At 41.1% G+C, this 19546-nt stretch carries 21 protein-coding genes; 14 read left to right on the top strand and 7 right to left on the bottom strand.

Annotated features, from left to right (window positions below; genetic code table 11):
- Positions 1–97, top strand: a 97-nt coding sequence (locus QM956_RS09145; protein ID WP_133162783.1) for an IS3 family transposase, incomplete at its 5' end; no start/stop codon positions are given.
- 111 nt (positions 98–208) lie between these two features.
- Here QM956_RS09145 and QM956_RS09140 read toward each other — a convergent pair.
- From QM956_RS09140 to sdaAB, 3 genes are read right to left on the bottom strand one after another with little or no spacing between them, the layout of a single operon-like run.
- On the bottom strand, positions 209–841 hold the full coding sequence (locus QM956_RS09140; RefSeq protein ID WP_414302450.1) for an HAD family hydrolase: 633 nt from the start codon (positions 839–841) through the stop codon (positions 209–211).
- A 21-nt stretch (positions 842–862) separates the two neighbouring features.
- Positions 863–1735 carry an L-serine ammonia-lyase, iron-sulfur-dependent, subunit alpha gene (gene sdaAA, locus QM956_RS09135; RefSeq protein WP_261274290.1) on the bottom strand — a complete coding sequence of 291 codons (873 nt, stop codon included), beginning with the start codon at positions 1733–1735 and terminating at the stop codon, positions 863–865.
- An 8-nt stretch (positions 1736–1743) separates the two neighbouring features.
- On the bottom strand, positions 1744–2415 hold the full coding sequence (sdaAB, locus tag QM956_RS09130; protein ID WP_049543171.1) for an L-serine ammonia-lyase, iron-sulfur-dependent subunit beta: 672 nt from the start codon (positions 2413–2415) through the stop codon (positions 1744–1746).
- Between the two features lie 239 nt (positions 2416–2654).
- Here sdaAB and apf point away from each other — a divergent pair, with 239 nt between their 5' ends.
- The 12 genes from apf to mnmG all read left to right on the top strand — a co-directional run bounded on the left by apf (position 2655) and on the right by mnmG (position 16192).
- Positions 2655–3305: an aggregation-promoting factor gene (gene apf / locus QM956_RS09125; RefSeq protein ID WP_049543169.1), complete on the top strand. Its 651-nt coding sequence runs from the start codon at positions 2655–2657 to the stop codon at positions 3303–3305.
- Positions 3306–3443: 138 nt separating this feature from the next.
- Positions 3444–4316 carry a helix-turn-helix domain-containing protein gene (locus QM956_RS09120; RefSeq protein ID WP_049500743.1) on the top strand — a complete coding sequence of 291 codons (873 nt, stop codon included), beginning with the start codon at positions 3444–3446 and terminating at the stop codon, positions 4314–4316.
- Positions 4317–4628: 312 nt separating this feature from the next.
- Positions 4629–5216, top strand: a complete 588-nt coding sequence (locus QM956_RS09115; RefSeq protein WP_049543167.1) for a hypothetical protein — start codon at positions 4629–4631, stop codon at positions 5214–5216.
- Positions 5217–5365: 149 nt separating this feature from the next.
- Positions 5366–7474: a bacteriocin-associated integral membrane family protein gene (locus QM956_RS09110; RefSeq protein WP_414302449.1), complete on the top strand. Its 2109-nt coding sequence runs from the start codon at positions 5366–5368 to the stop codon at positions 7472–7474.
- Positions 7471–8112, top strand: a complete 642-nt coding sequence (locus QM956_RS09105) for an ABC transporter ATP-binding protein (protein WP_227326033.1) — start codon at positions 7471–7473, stop codon at positions 8110–8112. The genes QM956_RS09110 and QM956_RS09105 overlap by 4 nt, the downstream gene beginning before the upstream one ends.
- 206 nt (positions 8113–8318) lie before the next feature.
- Positions 8319–9125: an ABC transporter substrate-binding protein gene (locus QM956_RS09100; protein WP_049515550.1), complete on the top strand. Its 807-nt coding sequence runs from the start codon at positions 8319–8321 to the stop codon at positions 9123–9125.
- Positions 9126–9141: 16 nt separating this feature from the next.
- Positions 9142–10338, top strand: coding sequence for an argininosuccinate synthase (locus QM956_RS09095; RefSeq protein ID WP_049515549.1), 1197 nt, complete (start codon positions 9142–9144; stop codon positions 10336–10338).
- Between the two features lie 28 nt (positions 10339–10366).
- Positions 10367–11761, top strand: a complete 1395-nt coding sequence (gene argH / locus QM956_RS09090; RefSeq protein WP_150922703.1) for an argininosuccinate lyase — start codon at positions 10367–10369, stop codon at positions 11759–11761.
- Between the two features lie 370 nt (positions 11762–12131).
- Positions 12132–13253 carry a tRNA 2-thiouridine(34) synthase MnmA gene (gene mnmA / locus QM956_RS09085; protein WP_033684451.1) on the top strand — a complete coding sequence of 374 codons (1122 nt, stop codon included), beginning with the start codon at positions 12132–12134 and terminating at the stop codon, positions 13251–13253.
- Positions 13254–13393: 140 nt separating this feature from the next.
- Positions 13394–13849, top strand: a complete 456-nt coding sequence (locus tag QM956_RS09080; protein WP_414302448.1) for an NUDIX hydrolase — start codon at positions 13394–13396, stop codon at positions 13847–13849.
- A gap of 11 nt (positions 13850–13860) precedes the next feature.
- Positions 13861–14289: an NUDIX hydrolase gene (locus QM956_RS09075; RefSeq protein WP_125420486.1), complete on the top strand. Its 429-nt coding sequence runs from the start codon at positions 13861–13863 to the stop codon at positions 14287–14289.
- Positions 14279–16192 carry a tRNA uridine-5-carboxymethylaminomethyl(34) synthesis enzyme MnmG gene (mnmG, locus tag QM956_RS09070; RefSeq protein WP_414302447.1) on the top strand — a complete coding sequence of 638 codons (1914 nt, stop codon included), beginning with the start codon at positions 14279–14281 and terminating at the stop codon, positions 16190–16192. Before QM956_RS09075 ends, mnmG begins: the two co-directional genes overlap by 11 nt.
- Before the next feature lie 202 nt (positions 16193–16394).
- Here mnmG and rnjA read toward each other — a convergent pair whose 3' ends face one another.
- On the bottom strand, positions 16395–18074 hold the full coding sequence (gene rnjA / locus QM956_RS09065) for a ribonuclease J1 (RefSeq protein WP_414302446.1): 1680 nt from the start codon (positions 18072–18074) through the stop codon (positions 16395–16397).
- A gap of 1 nt (position 18075) precedes the next feature.
- On the bottom strand, positions 18076–18309 hold the full coding sequence (locus QM956_RS09060; protein ID WP_000639572.1) for a DNA-dependent RNA polymerase subunit epsilon: 234 nt from the start codon (positions 18307–18309) through the stop codon (positions 18076–18078).
- Positions 18310–18589: 280 nt separating this feature from the next.
- Here QM956_RS09060 and QM956_RS09055 point away from each other — a divergent pair, with 280 nt between their 5' ends.
- On the top strand, positions 18590–18805 hold the full coding sequence (locus QM956_RS09055; protein WP_000282478.1) for a hypothetical protein: 216 nt from the start codon (positions 18590–18592) through the stop codon (positions 18803–18805).
- A 302-nt stretch (positions 18806–19107) separates the two neighbouring features.
- On the opposite strand, the gene cibB is transcribed toward QM956_RS09055, so the two are convergent.
- Positions 19108–19260 (bottom strand): fratricide two-peptide bacteriocin subunit CibB, encoded by a 153-nt coding sequence (gene cibB / locus QM956_RS09050; protein ID WP_000974044.1) that lies wholly within the window; start codon positions 19258–19260, stop codon positions 19108–19110.
- Position 19261: 1 nt separating this feature from the next.
- Positions 19262–19447, bottom strand: coding sequence for a fratricide two-peptide bacteriocin subunit CibA (gene cibA / locus QM956_RS09045; RefSeq protein ID WP_000180841.1), 186 nt, complete (start codon positions 19445–19447; stop codon positions 19262–19264).
- Between the last annotated feature and the right edge of the window lie 99 nt (positions 19448–19546).

Genomic DNA, 19546 nt, shown 5'->3' with positions numbered 1-19546 from the left:
TATTGTAGACTATATTGATTACTACAACAATAAACGAATTAAGGTAAAACTAAAAGGACTTAGCCCTGTGCAATACAGAACTAAATCCTTCGGATAAATTAATTGTCTAACTTTTGGGGTCAGTACAGAAGAACCTTGGTAATATGCGCTTTGTTATGTAGAAACTTGCTCCATTTTCTTCTGAAATGGGGTTGTTGCCCAGTCTATGTTATTGAAAATACTCCAAAACTTCTATGGGTTTGTGAGCGATATAATCAGGCTGATAGTTTAGTAGATCTGCTTGTTCTCCAAATCCCCAAGTGACGGCCAATTTCTGAATGCCTGTTTCTTGAGCCCCCTGCATATCAAACTTGGTATCTCCGATGATGATGGCTTGTTCTGGTGCTAGTTGATGTGTCTGCAAGGCTTGGCGAATGACATCTGCCTTATGGGGTGCTTCAGGGCTGGAACCATAAATATCCTCAAAGAAATGATGGATTCCCAAATTTTTAGTCATGTCTTGAGCGGTTGGAGTATTCTTTGTAGTGGTGATATAAAGAGGGTAATTGCTCGATAACTTCTCAAGCAAGTCTACAATCTGAGGAAAGAGTTGAGCTTCATGGATTCCTTTTGCCTTGTAGTAAGAACGGTATATCTGAACAGCCTCAGAGATTAGTTCTTTGGGAAGGCAAGTCGCAAAACTACTTTCGAGGGGCGGCCCCATAAAACCACGAATAGTTTTGGCATCAGGGCTAGGTACTCCTAGCTCCTTAAAGGTATGGGTAAAGGCATTGTGAATCCCGATAGAACTATCAACGAGGGTTCCATCTAGGTCGAAAAAGATAGCTGTGATAGAGGTCATGATTTCTCCTATTTGATAAGCTTATTCTCCGAAAATTTCTTTTTGGAGGCGACGACCAGTAGGGGTGGCAGCGAGTCCACCTTCAGCTGTTTCACGAAAGGCAGTTGGCATGCTTGCTCCTACTTGGTACATGGCATCGATAACTTCATCCACAGGAATTTTAGATTCGATACCTGCCAAGGCCATGTCTGCTGCGATGAAGGCAAAGCTAGCTCCCATAGCATTGCGCTTGACGCAGGGAACTTCAACCAAGCCGGCAACAGGGTCACAGATGAGGCCCAGCATATTTTTAATGACAAAGGCAATGGCCTGACTGGCCTGATAAGGTGTTCCACCGGCAGCTAGAGTCAAGGCTGCAGCACTCATAGCAGAGGCCGAACCAACCTCGGCCTGACAGCCACCTTCAGCACCTGAGATAGAGGCATTGTTTGCGATGACTAGTCCAAAGGCACCGGCAGCAAAGAGGAAATCCAGCTGTTGCTCGTGGCTGAGGTCTAATTTTTCAATAGTAGCTGTTAGAACTGAGGGCAGACAGCCAGCACTTCCTGCGGTCGGAGTGGCACAAACCAAGCCCATTTTGGCATTGTGTTCATTGACTGCAATGGCATTTCGGGCAGCAGAGAGAATTGTGTAATCTGACAGAGTTTTTCCGTTTTTGATGTAGTGATCCAATTTGGCAGCATCTCCACCTGTCAGACCACTACGAGATTTATTTTCATTGAGGCCAAGTTGGACAGAGGCTTTCATGACTTCCAGATTGCGTTCCATGAGAAGGAAGACTTCTTCACGTTCGCGACCGGTCAATTCAAACTCTGTGGTAATCATGAGTTCTGCGACATTTCCTTGAAAGTCCAGATCTGCTTGCTCGACCAATTCTTTGATAGAATAAAACATGTTTCCTCCTATTTAAAGAAATTGACATTGTGGAGATGAGGGATTTTTCGAATTTCTTCGATGGCCTCATCACAGTTGCGACTGTCAACTTCGATAATCATAATGGCTTTTTCACCAGCTTTTTCACGAGTAACATTCATCTGGGCGATATTGATACCATAGCGTGAAAGAGCCTCTGTTACGAGGGCAATCATACCTGGAATATCTTGATGAACAATGATGATAGTCGGTGTATTCATATTGAGAGAGACGGCAAAGCCATTGAGTTCGGTTACCTGAATATTCCCTCCCCCGATAGAAATACCAGTCACACTGATGGTCTTGTGAGCATTTTTGACGGTAATTTTAGTGGTGTTTGGATGAGGAGCATTACTGTCTTTCTGAATGGTCCAGACAATCTTGATGCCGCGCTTGTTGGCAATCTCCAGACTATTTGGGATTTCAGGATTATCTGTATCCATGCCCAAAATACCTGCAACAAGGGCTAGGTCTGTTCCGTGACCACGATAGGTCTTGGCAAATGAGTTAAAAAGTTGGAATTCGACTTCTGTCGGAGTATCATCAAAAATGGAAGAGACAATCTTCCCAATACGAACAGCACCAGCTGTATGGCTACTAGATGGGCCAATCATAACTGGTCCGATGATATCAAAGACAGATTGAAAACGAAGTGATTTCATCAGTTTCCCCTTATAAAAATTCTTATCTCTATTATATCAAAGAATGAGGGGCTTGGCTTTAATTGTGGATGAAAACCTTTTTAATGCCACAAACAGCATAAAATAGCGACTTTTATGACAAAAATGGCTTATTTAGGGAAATAAAAAATAATTTTGTAATATTTCTACATAAAAGTGTTAAGAAATAGTAATATTTAAAGGGTATGATAGAAGTATAGAAAGAAGGAGAATTTTCAAATATGAAATCAACAACTAAAAAGATTAAAACAACTCTTGCAGGAGTAGCTGCCTTGTTTGCAGTATTTGCTCCATCATTTGTATCTGCTCAAGAATCATCAACTTACACTGTTAAAGAAGGTGATACACTTTCAGAAATCGCTGAAACTCACAACACAACTGTTGAGAAATTGGCAGAAAACAACCACATTGACAACATCCATATGATTTATGTTGGTCAAGAGTTGGTTATCGACGGTCCAGTAGCACCAGCAGCAACACCAGCGCCAGCTACTTATGCAGCACCAGCTGCTCAAGATGAAACTGTTTCAGCTCCAGTAGCAGAAACTACAGAAGTAGTAGAAGAAGCAGCACCAGCTGCAAGCGCTCCTGTAGCAGAAGAAACTGTTGCTACAGCAGAAACTTCAGCACCAGCCGCAACTGTAAGCGGATCTGAAGCAGAAGCTAAAGAATGGATTGCACAAAAAGAATCAGGTGGTAGCTATACAGCTACAAACGGTCAATACATTGGACGTTACCAATTGACAGATTCATACTTGAACGGTGACTACTCAGCTGAAAACCAAGAACGTGTAGCAGATGCTTACGTTGCAGGACGTTACGGTTCATGGTCAGCCGCTAAAAACTTTTGGCTTAACAACGGCTGGTATTAAGAAATAGGGGAAAGAGCTTTGAATAGCTCTTTTTTCTTTCCTTTTTAGAATCCTGTTCACACTATGTAGACAATCTGATATAATCTTCTCAAAAAAGTAGTATAATGTTTTTATAGAATATAAATAGTGGTGGTTAGCATGCATGCATTATTAGCAACAAGATTAAAAAATAAGCGAAAAGAGTTGGGGTGGTCGCAAAAAGAGTTGGCAGAAGGAATTTGCCAACAAACTCAGATAAGTCGAATGGAACAAGGCAAATATATGCCAGGAGCAGATTTGTTATATAAATTATCTGAAAAAATGGGCTTAAATATGGACTATTTCTTTTCAGGAGAAATTTCGAAAGAGTTTCTAGGCTTGTCTGCTTTCAAGAGATTGTCTGAAACATTATTGGAAAATCAAGATTATGCCTCTTTGAAATATGCTTTTGAGGGAGAGAGAAAGCAACAGACTTCTTTATCTTTTGATGAAAAGATTTATCTGGACTGGATAGATGCCATTCTAACTTATCAATGTGAACATCAATTAAAACTAGCTATTTCAAAAATAGAGGACATCCTTAGTAGGATTAGTATTGATAAAGTGGATTACTTATATATTTTGAATACCCTGCTGATTTTCTTAGGCTATGATGAGGATAAGGAGAAATTTGAGCAACTATATGATCAGGTTTCCGTAGCCCTTTCAAAAATCGATACTAGTGTGCGTGAACAAATTGAGTTGTATATCAAAATAAAATACAATTATTGTTACCACCTTTGGAAACAGGAGGAGATGGATAAGTCCAGAGCGCTATTATTGGAGATAATTGAATTTTGTAACAAATATCATAGTAGCTTTAGGTTAGCAGATTTATATTGTTTATTGGGAAATGTAACAGAAGATCTTGATATCTCTGTTGCTAAGGACTATTATATGAAAGCTAAGGTGCTTTATCTAATTGAAAATAATGAAGTCAAGGCGCTCAAGGTGGAACAATATCTAATGGATAAGCAGTCAGATAATGTATAAGGATAGCAAAAGCTATCTTTTTTATGTGTAAAATATAACTATAATTCTTCTTTTTGAAAACATTTAATATTTGCTTTAATTGCTTGACAGGTTATATATGTTGATTTATAATATAGGTGAAACGGGAGGTGTGCAAGCGTTGACAAATTCAGTGACCTTAACTTTGTATTTAGTCGAGAATTATGATGTAGCTAGAAAAGAAAGAATTCTAGTTTGACAATCTTACCAGTCTTATTTAAAGTTGTTATGGAACTATTTTCAAAATAAATAGGCCTCTGCTTTGGGCGGAGTAGTGAATCAGGAGGTTAAGTGATGAACTACAATGTAAAATATCTCTTATCAGGAATATTTATTATAGTCTTTATAGGTTTTCTAGTCTGGATGCGTTATTTTAATCAGAGGAAGGAAGAAGAGCATTCGGATGTGTCTTTTGAAGCGAGGTTAGATAGTGAGGTCAAGGCCTTATATAAACAACTAGGATTGGGTGAGGAGCCTCATTATTTCTTAGCGTATCGCTACCTACATCCTTGGTTCAACTTGGCGATTTTACCACCAACAGTTGAAATTTTCTTAACTAAAATAGCGCTGGTGATGGTAACTCCAGATGAACTACTAATAAGAAATCTTGGGAATGGGATGACTTTCACAAGTGAGCATCATCGTGATTTGCGGCAAGGACTTATCCGCATTCCAAAATCAGAGATGAAAGAATTTGAGATTCGCAACTGGAAAAGAGTTTTTATATTTGGCGATTTTTTGACAATTAAAACAAGCCAACATAGCTATTATTTGCAGGTTAGAGATGATGGACTTCAAAAGGGAAGTCTCTCTACCAAACATTTCTCAGACTTGAAACGACAAGATTTTCTAGGATTATTGACAGATAAAAGAACATTCTGATTGACAATTGCCCAAAAAACTAACCTCTAAATATTCAAAAGCCACGCAGTGTTTGCAGCCTTGAACACAATTAAGCTGAGAGAATCACTATGTGGTTTTATTGGAAAGTTAGTTTTTCCCAGTTTCGTCTCTTCACGGGAGGTATCTCTATGAAAAAAATCAGTCATCTTTGTATGCTCCTGCTCTTGCTGTGTACTACGTTTTTTGTCCTGAATGTAAATGTTACACGAGAAATAGTGCGGATTCAGGAGATGGGTAAGACAGCTTATTCATTTGACTTGTACTTGAAAGATGTCACTAAACCGACAGAAACTATTCTCCAGTTTTTTGAAGAGGTTACAAGTCAAGACAAGGTCTCTATTATCAAAGTAGATAATGGCGATGAGGTGGTCAAGGCTGGTGTTTTTGATAAGGAAACCTTCCCCTATCAGGAGTTCGGTCTGACTTCTCTTGATTTTTCAAAGAATGAGAAGGGAGTCTACAGCAACCAGAACCTTCCCAATAATCTAGGAACCATTCCCACCTTTTTAAAGGTGAAACTCATTCGACTCCAGACCTTCCAATCCTATATTGAGGATAAATCTCATACTGTAAATGGGCGCTATATGATTACCTCCAGCAAAGAGATAGATCGTGATACCATTCTACAAAAGTGGAGTGATTTTTTCCAGATAGATAAGACGATTTTATTAGAACCCACTTACCGAAGTCAGGTTGGAGTGCTAAATCAAGCTTTGTTACTATCTATCATTATCTTTATCTTAGCAATCTTGCTTGTGATTTTAATGACAGTTTATCAGCCGATGATGGAGATGAAACGAGTGGGGGTTCAAAAGTTACTTGGTTTTCAAAGCAGGGCGATTTTAGCTGGTTTTGTAAAGACTAATTTTTATCTTCTCTTGGGTGGAAGTCTTATCATTGACTTGGGACTATTTTTAGTGCTGGACTACAGACCAAAACTTTTGTTTCCAAGTTTACTCTTATCCCAATTTCTGCTTTTACAGTTGTATTTGTTCATCAGTTGGCTGACCTACCTGATGATTCAGAAAATGACAGTCAGTTCCATGTTGAAAGGTTTTTCATCTGTCAAACTTGGTCTCATCTTCAATTATGTGATGAAAATAGGGACAACTATTTTACTGACGGCCTTACTGATTGGGGTAGGTAGAAGTCTAGAACAAGAAAACAAAGAACTTGCTTATCAGCAACAGTGGGTAAGCCAAGGCAATTACCTGACCTTAGAAACCTTCAAACTCAATGATAATCTGTGGCAAGAAGAGCTAGCAGGGTCAGGGAAATCTACAGATTATTTCTACCAATTTTATCAAGACTTGCTAGCAAAAACACAAGTAAACTATGTGCGAAGTACGAGTCTTCCTATCAAACCAGTCATCAAAGCAGAACAAGTGCAGCACTACCAACTGCCTGATGAGGTAGATGTCTACTATGCTAATAGCAATTTTCTAAAGAGTAAGGGCTTTAAGTTACCAGATGCCGGCACTAAAAAAGTGATTTTGATGCCAGCTAGTGACAAAGGACAAGAAGGCAAGAATCAGTTCTTGGGAAAATCCATAGCCTATCTTTCTCTGAGGTATGAAGATCAGCAGAAGCAAACAATAGAAGATATGGATGTAGAAATTGCCTACTATGAAGGAGATTGGTCTTTCTTCCCTTATAATAATGAGCGAAAGGAAAATCTCCACAATCCAATCATTAGTCTGGTAAATGATCAAGACATGATGTGGGAAGAAAAGACTCACTTGTCAACGACAGGTTTAAACAATCCGATGAAAGTTGAAAATACAGAACAAAATCAAAAAGTGATTACAGAGTTAGTCGATAACTTATCTGATGGTAGCTATTTAAAATTTTCATCGATTCAAGCAATTCAAGAGGAGATGATCGATACCTATCGGGATTCTGTTCGTAATTTTAACGTTCTTTTTGCCTTATTTGCTCTTCTCAGTATGATTGTCTCCTACTTTTTACTCGTTACTACTTTCTTGTTGAAGCGCAGGGATATCATTACCAAGAAGTTTATGGGGTGGAAACTGGTCGATCGCTACCGCGCTCTCTTAGTTCTGCTCTTGCTGGGCTATAGTCTCCCTCTTCTAGTCTTGATTTTCTTTGCCCATGCGTTCTTGCCACTTCTGCTGTTTGCAGGTTTTACATGTTTGGATATACTATTTGTGCTAGCCTTGGCTTCTAGGATGGAGAAAAAAAGTCTAGTAGAGTTATTGAAAGGGGGCATCTTATGATTGAGTTGAAAAATATTACCAAAACCATTGGGGGAAAAGTGATTTTGGATAACTTGTCTCTCAGGATTGGTCAGGGGGATTTAGTTGCCATCGTTGGAAAAAGTGGCAGTGGTAAGTCGACCTTGTTAAATTTATTAGGTTTGATAGATGGTGAATATAGCGGACGGTATGAGATTTTTGGTCAGACAAATCTAGCGGTCAATTCTGCTAAATCACAAACAATAATCCGTGAACATATCTCTTATCTGTTTCAAAATTTTGCCCTAATTGATGATGAAACGGTCGAGTACAATCTCATGCTGGCGCTGAAATATGTGAAATTGTCCAAGAAAGACAAGCTCAAAAAGGTGGAAGAGATTTTAGAGAGAGTAGGTTTGCCAGCTACTTTGCATCAAAAGGTCTCCGAGTTGTCTGGTGGTGAACAACAACGAATTGCAGTTGCTAGAGCCATCTTAAAACCCAGCCAGCTGATTTTAGCTGATGAACCGACAGGTTCGCTGGATCCTGAAAATAGAGATTTGGTCTTGAAGTTTCTCTTGGAGATGAATCGAGAGGGGAAAACAGTCATTATTGTGACCCACGATGCTTATGTAGCCCAACAATGTCATCGTATCATTGAATTGGGCGAGGGAAAATGAGTTCGTTTGGTTTCATTTGACTGACTGAATACTCATATTTTCCAGAGATAAATAGCATAAATACGCCTAGGAATGACATTTTTATGTGGTATTTCTAGGTTTTTTTGTTTTAAACTGAAAAAATTTTCAATTTAGGCTTGACAAACGATGAGCATAAGTGTATTATTTATACAACCAAAAGGAATAAACATAAAGGAGACTTTGTTATGAATAAGATGAAGAAGGTGTTGATGACGATGTTTGGTTTAGTGATGCTCCCCCTACTATTTGCTTGTAGTAACAATCAATCGGCTGGAATTGAAGCCATCAAGTCCAAAGGAAAATTGGTTGTAGCCCTCAATCCAGATTTTGCTCCATTTGAATACCAAAAAGTGGTTGATGGGAAAAATCAGATTGTGGGTTCAGATATCGAATTAGCCAAGGTTATCGCAACAGAACTAGGTGTCGAATTGGAACTATCTCCCATGAGCTTTGACAATGTATTGGCTAGTGTTCAATCAGGAAAAGCCGACCTTGCCATATCAGGTGTTTCTAAGACAGACGAACGGAGCAAGGTGTTCGACTTTTCCATTCCTTACTATACTTCAAAAAATAAGCTCATTGTCAAAAAATCAGACTTGGCTACTTATCAGTCTGTAAACGACTTGGCGCAGAAAAAGGTTGGAGTGCAGAAAGGTTCGATTCAAGAGACGATGGCGAAAGATTTGCTACAAAATTCTTCCCTCGTATCTCTGCCTAAAAATGGGAATTTAATTACAGATTTAAAATCAGGACAAGTGGATGCCGTTATCTTTGAAGAACCAGTTGCTAAGGGATTTGTGGAAAATAATCCTGATTTAACAATCGCAGAACTCAATTTTGAAAAAGAGCAAGATGATTCCTATGCGGTCGCTATGAAAAAAGATAGCAAGGAATTGAAAGAAGCAGTCGATAAAACCATTCAAAAGTTGAAGGATTCTGGGGAATTAGACAAACTCATTGAGGATGCCTTTAAAGCGTCCATTGAAAAATAGAAAGAAGGAAAAGAACATGAGTAAAGAAAAAGTAATTTTGGCCTATTCTGGCGGTTTAGACACATCAGTTGCTATTACCTGGCTAAAGAAAGACTATGATGTTGTTGCAGTTTGTATGGATGTGGGTGAAGGGAAAGACTTAGATTTCATCCATGATAAAGCTCTCAAGGTTGGAGCAGTCGAATCTTATGTCATTGATGTTAAGGACGAATTTGCTACAGATTATGTGCTAGTAGCTCTCCAGTCACATGCCTACTATGAACAAAAGTACCCCTTGGTATCTGCCTTGAGCCGCCCTCTTATTTCTAAAAAATTGGTTGAAATCGCGCATCAGACAGGAGCGACTACAATTGCTCATGGTTGTACAGGCAAGGGGAATGACCAAGTACGTTTTGAAGTATCCATTGCAGCCTTGGATCCCAATTTAAAAGTGATTGCGCCAGTTCGTGAATGGAAATGGTCTCGGGAGGAAGAAATTCATTATGCTAAGGAAAATGGGGTGCCTGTTCCTGCTGACCTTGACAATCCTTACTCTGTCGATCAAAATCTTTGGGGACGTGCCAATGAGTGTGGTATTTTAGAAAATCCATGGAATCAGGCTCCAGAAGAAGCCTTTGGTATCACATCTTCTCCAGAGGAAGCTCCAGACACGCCAGAATACATTGAGATTGAGTTTGGTGAAGGTGTTCCAGTTTCCCTCAATGGAGAAGGGCTAAAATTGGCAGATTTGATTCAAAAACTCAACGAAATAGCTGGAAAACATGGGGTCGGACGGATTGACCACGTGGAAAATCGCTTGGTGGGGATTAAATCAAGAGAAATCTATGAGTGCCCAGGGGCAGTGACCCTGCTGACAGCTCATAAGGAAATTGAGGATTTGACGCTTGTGAGAGAAGTGGCTCATTTTAAACCAATCATAGAAAATGAATTATCGAATCTCATTTATAATGCTTTGTGGTTTAGTCCAGCTACACAAGCCTTGATTGCTTATATTAAAGAGACTCAAAAAGTTGTCAATGGGACTGCAAAAGTCAAACTGTATAAGGGGAGCGCTCAGGTCGTGGCTCGGAAATCACCAAATTCACTTTACGATGAAAATTTGGCGACGTATACTAGTGCAGATACCTTTGACCAAGATGCGGCTGTTGGCTTTATTAAGTTATGGGGACTTCCAACCAAGGTTCATTCTGAGGTTCAAAAAAGCGCCAAATAGGGCGATTGACTAGAGAGGTGGATGTGATATGGCTAAGAATACAAAATTGTGGGGTGGTCGCTTTGAAGGGACTGTCGAAGACTGGGTAGAGCGCTTTGGTGCGAGTATATCTTTTGACCAGAAATTAGCTAAATTTGATGTGATTGGTTCCTTAGCCCACGTTCAGATGTTGGGTCAGACGGGCATTTTGAGTTTGGAGGAGTCAGAAAAGATCCAAGCAGGCTTGAAAGAGCTTTTAGAAGAGCTAGAGGCAGGTCAACTTGACTTTGATATCACAAACGAAGATATTCATATGAATATGGAAGTGTTGCTGACAGAAAAAATTGGTCCCCTTGCAGGGAAACTACATACAGCTCGTTCTCGAAATGACCAAGTTGCGACAGATATGCACTTGTATCTCAAGGAGCAACTAGGCTATGTCCTAGATAAACTGGCTCATCTCAAGGGTGTTTTATTAGACTTGGCGGAAAATCATGTGGAGACGATCATGCCGGGCTATACACATCTGCAACATGCTCAGCCTATTAGTTTTGCCCATCACCTGATGGCTTACTACAATATGTTTCAAAGAGACAGTGAACGTTTTGAATTTAACCAGAAGCATACAGACCTATGCCCTCTAGGTGCGACAGCTTTGGCAGGAACGACTTTCCCCATTGATCGCCAATTGTCTAGCGATTTGCTGGAGTTTAAGCAACCCTATACAAATTCTTTGGATGCTGTTAGTGACCGCGATTTTATCTTAGAATTTCTATCCAATGCCAGCATACTCATGATGCATATGAGCCGTTTTTGCGAAGAAATGATCAATTGGTGTAGTTTTGAGTATCAATTCATTACCTTGTCAGATACGTTTACAACAGGTTCCTCTATTATGCCTCAAAAGAAAAATCCAGATATGGCTGAGTTGATTCGAGGAAAGACTGGCAGAGTTTATGGGAATCTGTTTGGGCTATTGACAGTCATGAAGTCCTTGCCTTTAGCTTATAATAAGGATTTGCAAGAGGATAAGGAAGGAATGTTTGATACGGTCGAAACGATTTTAAATTCCCTCGATGTGTTGGCAGGTATGTTATCTAGCTTGCAGGTAAACAAGGAAAAAATGCAAGAGTCTACAGAGAAGGATTTTTCAAATGCAACTGAGTTGGCAGATTATTTGGCAGGGAAAGGCTTGCCATTTAGAGAAGCTCATGAGGTTGTGGGAAGATTAGTGCTAGACTCTATCAAGTCTGCTAAAAATATTCAAGATTGGACTTTGGAGGAATTGCAAACCTATCATTCCCTCATTGCCGAGGATATCTATGTCTACTTGCAACCTAAAACTGCTGTTCAAAGACGAAATTCCTTGGGAGGTACAGGATTTGGCCAAGTGAAATACCAGATAGCAGTTGCTAAGAAAGCGAATGAAGGTAGAAAGTGCTAGATTGATAGGTTCAGAATAAGAGGTTGGTAGATTATCAGCCTCTTTCTTGTCTTCTCCAACCAAGCGTGTTATAATGAATACTGCTCAAGCGACCTTCAATCGTTAAGCACACACGACCTTCAATCGTGAACTAGTCATTTCGTTTATCTTTTATTACGTCGTTAACTCGAAATGAGATGCAAGCTGAGCTTGTCTGATTTATAACCTCAATCAGTCTCCCAGACTGATTGAGCGAACTCAAGTTATGCCTGCGACTCGTTGCCTAGTCCTAAAAGTAAACGAAATGACTATACTCAAAGAAATTCTATTGAAAGTCATAGTAAATAGAATGTTGAGGGGTACAAATAAACGAATAGATGGGAGACTTACCATGAGTGATAACTCTAAAACACGTGTTGTCGTGGGGATGAGTGGTGGTGTTGATTCGTCGGTGACGGCTCTCTTGCTCAAGGAGCAGGGCTACGATGTGATCGGTATCTTCATGAAGAACTGGGATGATACAGATGAAAACGGCGTCTGTACGGCGACCGAAGATTACAAGGATGTGGCTGCGGTAGCAGACCAGATTGGCATTCCTTACTACTCTGTCAATTTTGAAAAAGAGTACTGGGACCGCGTTTTTGAGTATTTCCTAGCGGAATACCGTGCAGGGCGCACGCCAAATCCAGACGTTATGTGCAACAAGGAAATCAAGTTCAAGGCCTTTTTGGACTATGCCATGACCTTGGGTGCAGACTATGTAGCGACGGGGCATTATGCTCGAGTGGCGCGTGATGAGGATGGGACAGTTCACATGCTTCGTGGTGTGGACAATGGCAAGGATCAGACCTATTTCCTCAGTCAACTTTCGCAAGAACAACTTCAAAAAACCATGTTCCCATTGGGACATTTGGAAAAGCCTGAAGTTCGCAGACTAGCAGAAGAAGCAGGTCTTGCGACTGCTAAGAAGAAAGATTCGACAGGGATTTGCTTTATCGGAGAAAAGAACTTTAAAAACTTCCTCAGCAATTACTTACCAGCTCAGCCTGGTCGCATGATGACTGTGGATGGTCGCGATATGGGCGAGCATGCCGGCCTTATGTACTATACAATCGGTCAGCGTGGCGGTCTCGGTATCGGTGGCCAACACGGTGGTGACAATGCGCCTTGGTTTGTTGTTGGAAAAGACCTGAGCAAAAATATCCTCTATGTCGGCCAAGGTTTCTACCATGACTCGCTCATGTCAACTAGCCTTGAGGCCAGTCAGGTTCACTTTACTCGTGACATGCCAGAGGAATTTACGTTAGAATGTACGGCTAAATTCCGCTACCGTCAGCCTGATTCTAAGGTGACAGTACATGTTAAAGGAGACAAGGCAGAGGTCATCTTTGCAGAGCCACAACGTGCGATTACACCAGGACAGGCTGTCGTCTTTTACGATGGCGATGAGTGTCTAGGGGGTGGCTTGATTGACAATGCTTATCGAGATGGACAAGTTTGTCAGTACATTTAGATTGACAAATTTTCTCAATTTGCTACAATAATAAAAGCAATAGAAATGATGGTCAAAGCTCATGGATGTTGCAGGCTTTTTTGTCCTGCACTTCTTTGGAGTTTTGACTGTTTTTGTGTCGTTTAAGGGAAAGGACAAAAATGACTCAACAAGACTTTCGGACAAAAGTGGGAAATACGGTTTTTGGCGTTCGAGCGACAGCCTTGATTCTCCAAAATCGCAAGCTCCTAGTTACCAAAGACAAGGGCAAGTATTACACTATTGGCGGTGCGATTCAAGTCAATGAAAGCACGGAAGACGCGGTAGTCCGTGAAGTGAGGGAAGAACTGGGTGTCGAAGCTCAAGCTGGGCAACTAGCTTTTGTGGTTGAAAATCGTTTTGAACAGGACGGTGTTTCCTATCACAATATCGAGTTTCATTATCTGGTGGATTTGCTTGAAGATGCCCCATTGACCATGCAGGAAGATGATAAAAGGCAGCCCTGTGAATGGATTGATTTGGATAAACTTGAGGATCTCCAGCTAGTTCCATCCTTTTTAAAAACAGCCCTACCCGATTGGGACGGCCAACTAAGACACATTCATCTTGAGGAATAGGAGAGAAAAGGATGGTTAAGCTTATTGCCCATGTACTTGTTCATAGTGGTGATGATTATTTGCTTATTCAGCGTTCGGAAATTAAAAGAGGACAACCCAATGTTTATCCAACTTACTGGGATATTCCTGGTGGCGGGGTTGAAAAGGGTGAACTTCCGCGAGATGGAGCTCTTAGAGAATGTATTGAAGAAGCGGGAGTTAGGCTAGATAGCAGTTCGCTCAAACTTCTTCACGAAGATAGTCAACTGGATACCTCTAAGGATACTGTCTTTACTCGCTTAGTTTATAAAGCAGAGTGGGTTGGGGAGAAGCCAATTATCAGATTAGATCCTGAAGAGCATACGCACTTTAAATGGGTTACTATGGCTCAAGCTCTAGAGGAGGAGAAGTTAGTTCCTTATTTACGAGAAATTTTTGAAAGGTTAAGAAATGATTTATAATTTTACTGAAGAATACGATATTATTGTAATCGGTGCGGGACACGCTGGGGTAGAAGCATCCCTAGCAGCTAGCCGTATGGGCTGTAAGGTCCTGCTTGCGACCATTAATATTGAAATGCTGGCTTTCATGCCTTGTAATCCCTCTATCGGTGGTTCTGCCAAGGGGATTGTTGTGCGTGAAGTCGATGCCCTCGGTGGCGAGATGGCCAAAACCATTGACAAGACTTACATCCAGATGAAGATGCTCAACACAGGGAAGGGGCCAGCTGTCCGTGCCCTTCGTGCGCAGGCTGACAAGGAACTTTACTCTAAGGAAATGCGCAAGACAGTTGAAAATCAAGAAAATCTGACCCTTCGTCAGACCATGATTGATGAGATTTTGGTGGAAGATGGCAAGGTTGTCGGTGTGCGTACAGCGACCCATCAAGAGTATGCTGCTAAGGCTGTTATCGTGACTACAGGGACGGCCCTCCGTGGGGAAATTATCATTGGAGACCTTAAGTATTCATCAGGTCCTAACCACAGCTTGGCTTCTATTAACCTTGCTGACAATCTCAAGGAACTGGGCCTCGAAATCGGTCGTTTCAAGACAGGAACCCCTCCACGTGTCAAGGCTTCTTCTATCAATTACGATGTGACCGAGATTCAGCCAGGAGACGAAGCGCCTAATCATTTCTCATACACTTCACGAGATGAGGATTATGTCAAGGATCAAGTGCCATGCTGGTTGACCTATACCAATGGTACCAGTCATGAGATTATTCAAAACAACCTCCACCGTGCGCCTATGTTTACAGGTGTGGTCAAGGGAGTGGGGCCTCGTTACTGCCCATCGATTGAGGACAAGATTGTGCGCTTTGCGGACAAGGAACGTCACCAACTCTTCCTTGAGCCAGAAGGGCGCAATACTGAGGAAGTCTATGTTCAAGGGCTTTCAACCAGTCTGCCTGAAGATGTGCAACGTGAACTTGTTCATTCTATCAAAGGTTTGGAAAATGCAGAGATGATGCGAACAGGTTATGCCATTGAGTACGACATGGTCTTGCCTCACCAGTTGCGTGCGACTTTGGAAACCAAGAAAATCTCAGGTCTTTTCACTGCTGGTCAGACAAATGGAACATCAGGTTATGAAGAAGCTGCTGGCCAAGGGATTATCGCTGGAATCAATGCGGCTTTGAAAGTCCAAGACAAACCTGAGTTGATTTTGAAGCGCAGTGATGGTTATATCGGGGTCATGATTGATGACTTGGTGACCAAGGGAACCATTGAACCTTACCGTCTCTTGACCAGTCGTGCTGAATACCGTCTCATTCTTCGTCATGACAATGCCGATATGCGTTTGACAGAGATGGGACGCGAGATTGGACTTGTGGACGATGAACGCTGGGCTCGTTTTGAAATCAAGAAAAATCAATTTGATAATGAGATGAAGCGCCTAGACAGTATCAAACTCAAGCCAGTCAAGGAAACCAATGCCAAGGTTGAGGAGATGGGCTTCAAGCCGTTGACAGATGCGGTGACAGCCAAGGAATTCCTTCGCCGTCCAGAAGTTTCTTACCAAGATGTGGTGGCCTTCATCGGCCCAGCAGCAGAGGACTTGGATGACAAGATTATCGAATTGATTGAAACAGAAATCAAATACGAAGGCTATATTTCCAAAGCCATGGACCAGGTTGCCAAGATGAAACGTATGGAAGAAAAACGCATTCCAGCCAATATTGATTGGGATGACATTGATTCTATCGCAACCGAAGCTCGTCAGAAGTTCAAACTCATCAATCCAGAAACCATCGGCCAAGCCAGTCGTATTTCGGGAGTAAACCCAGCAGATATTTCTATTTTGATGGTGTATTTGGAAGGTAAAAATCGTAGTATTTCTAAAACTCTTCAAAAATCAAAATGATACGTCGTCGGCTTCTTACGAATGAGTTCAAAGCTTGGCTTTGATTCATCTCCAGCCTCCCATAGTTCCCCGAACTATGGGAGCTAACTCAAGTTATGCTTTCGCCTAGCTTTCTAGTCTGATTTCGATTTTTATTGAGTTTTAATCTCAAAAGAAAGCATAGAGAAAAACAGCTCCGAAAAATCGGGGCTGTTTTCTTGCTTTATTCTTCATCTGGTGTGAGGATCATAGGGATGATGATCGGTTCACGTTCTGTATTTTCATAAAGGAAGGGGCGAATTGCGTTGACAATGGCACCATTGACAGATTGCACGCTAGCGTCCTTGTTTTTCAGTGCGATACGAATTGCATTGAAGAGGATACGCTGGCTTTGGCGAATCAGGTCACCAGACTCTCTCATGTAGACAAAGCCTCGACTGAGGATATCTGGTCCAGACAGAATCATCTGCGATTTGAAGTCAACAGTTGCGACTGCCAGAACGACACCGTCTTCAGATAAATCACGACGGTCTTTGAGGACAGCAGCGCCGATTTCACCGATACGATTTCCATCGACATAGATGTCTTGGGCGTTGAAATGACCTGCGATACGAGCAGAATCTGCAGTAAGGGCAAGTACATCGCCATTGCTCATGATAAAGATATTGTCTTTCTCAACACCAGTATCCACCGCTAGTCCAGCGTGGACTTTTTGCATGCGGTATTCACCGTGGACAGGCATGAAGTATTTTGGTTTAATCAAGCGAAGCATGAGTTTTTGCTCTTGCTGACCACCGTGTCCAGATGTATGGATATTGTTAACCTTACCGTGGATAACTTCGACACCAGCTTCTGAAATGATGTTAATCAGCTTGTTGACGCTAGTAGTGTTTCCAGGGATTGGGCTAGAAGAGAAGATAACCGTATCACCGGGTTGGAGTTGTACCTGACGGTGGGTTCCGTTGGCGATACGAGAGAGGGCTGCCATTGGCTCGCCCTGACTACCTGTACAGAGGATGAGAACCTCGCCTGCAGGGTAGTCTTTTATTTCATTTGGCTCGATAAAGGTTCCCTTAGGAGCTTTGATGTAGCCAAGGTCGATTCCGTTGACAATGGCCTTTTCCATAGAACGACCAAAGACCGCAATCTTGCGTCCAGTCTTAACAGCGGCTTCTGTTGCTTGTTGGAGACGGAAGATATTTGAGGCAAAGGATGCAAAGATGATACGTCCCTCTATGCCTTGGATAATCTTCATGATGGACTGGCCAACGACTTTTTCAGAGTTGGTAAAGGTTGGAATTTCTGCATTTGTCGAGTCAGACAGGAGACAGAGTACACCGTCTTCACCAAGAGCTGCCATACGGTGCAAATCTGCTGGTTCACCAACTGGTGTTAAGTCAAACTTGAAGTCACCCGTACAGACAATTTTCCCTTGAGGAGTATGAATGACAATCCCCAAAGGTTCTGGAATAGAGTGAGTCGTTCTAAAGAAAGTTGCCCTGAGATTTTTAAAGGTCAACTCAGTATTGTGGTTGATTTCGTAAAGTTTGGCGTTGCGCAAGAGGCCGTGTTCTTCGAGTTTTCCACGGATCAAAGCCAAGGCAAGCGGTCCAGCATAGATAGGGACATTTGCTTGCTTGAGTAGGAAAGGAATCCCACCGATGTGGTCCTCGTGTCCGTGGGTAATCAAAACAGCCTTGACGCGGTCGATATTGTCGACTATGTAAGAGTAGTCAGGGATAACATAGTCGATACCAAGCAAGTCATCTTCTGGGAATTTAATCCCAGCATCGACGATGATAATCTCGTCTTGGTATTCAATTCCGTATGTGTTTTTCCCGATTTCTCCCAGACCACCGATGGCAAAAACGCCGACTTCTTCAGGTTTAAGAGTGTAGGCCATATTAGAACTCCGTAATTTCGAAGGCGCCAGTTTCTTTTTCGTAATCTAGCAATTTGTCAGACAAGAGTTCGATATACTCGATATTGTACTCTGGGCGATTTTCTTCGACAAGTTGGCGAGCAGCGATACGGCCCTCAAGTTCTGAGCTGGCATCGATGTCTAGGTAAAGTGCGCGTGTTGTTTCGCGACGTGGGCTACGTTCTTTTGTTTCTTGATAAAAAACTTTGTAAATCATATAGTTCCTTTCTATTTTACAGGTCAGCTTATTCCAAACTTTTAGCAGAGATTTGCTTGATTTCATTCCATTTTGTGTCTAGATTGACCTTGATTCGTTACAATTATTTCAATTATACCACAAAATGAAAAATTAGTAAAAGACGGAAACGAGAAAGTCACAGGACGATTTTTTTGGTAATCGTTTGCAAAAATAAAGAAAATATGTTATTTTGAAAATGGAAATGAGTTTTATTGTTTGTCATAATTCCATATAGATTTTAAGTCAAGGAGGTTGCCCCGTGTATAACTTATTTGCTTTTGCTATCGGAGCTCGTTTGGTAGCTTTTATTGTTTTTGTTGCTTGCGTTTATGCGGGGAATCTTCTATTTGCCAAACTGGAACGACGACAAACCAAGTTCTTGTGGAAGATTACCTTTGTGACTCTCTACTCGCTTTTTCTCCTCCTCGTAACTTATGTCGTTTGGTTTGTATTTTATTTTGGATTAAATGCTTAGATGCCCTGCTTATGCTGGGGCATTTTTGTTTGGGGGCAAAGAAAATTCCACCCCATCTATCAAGATGAGGTGGTCTTTGCATTTTTCTAAAATGACATGACAATGGAATTTTCAGAGCTTATTAGCTTTATATTAATGATTCTTCTGCTCAAAAATAGAGTTGAAGACTAAAAACAAAACAATACAAACAGATAAATCGATTGGTAAAGGGATAGTAGTAATGTTTAAATCATTGAGAATGCTGAGCAAACTATAAGAGATAAAGATAATAAAATTTATCCTTCTAAAAATGTGTTTTTTATCTAGCATGACTTACCAAACTTTTTACGAAGGTCTTTTCCAATGGTATAACCTGCCATAAATAAAGCGATACCAACACCTACACCAAAACCACCCTTTATTTCTTGCAATTCCTTATTAGAAATTTCACAATAGTTGTTCAAATCTTTCATCATATTAATCTCCTCCTAAAAAATAACCAGCTGCCAAACCAGAACCTATAAGTGCTGTTCCACCTGCAATAGCTTTCCAAGATACTGCTACTCCAAAGATAACCAAGGGAGCGAGACCGCCATCAATATCTGATAATTCATTTTCAGATAAGGATAAAAATTGATTGTCAAGAACGTCAAAATTTGTCATTGAACTTTCCTCCTTTTTTCTTGTTCACTTTTATATTCGGAAAAGAAAAGGAAAAGTGAGCATTTTTTAAATTATTTTTTAGCTAAGTATAGGCATTTT

Source organism: Streptococcus mitis, assembly GCF_047460035.1.
Lineage (GTDB): Bacteria > Bacillota > Bacilli > Lactobacillales > Streptococcaceae > Streptococcus > Streptococcus mitis_DW.
The sequence above is the reverse complement of the archived record's forward strand: the minus strand, read 5'-3'. Positions and strand labels throughout refer to the sequence as shown.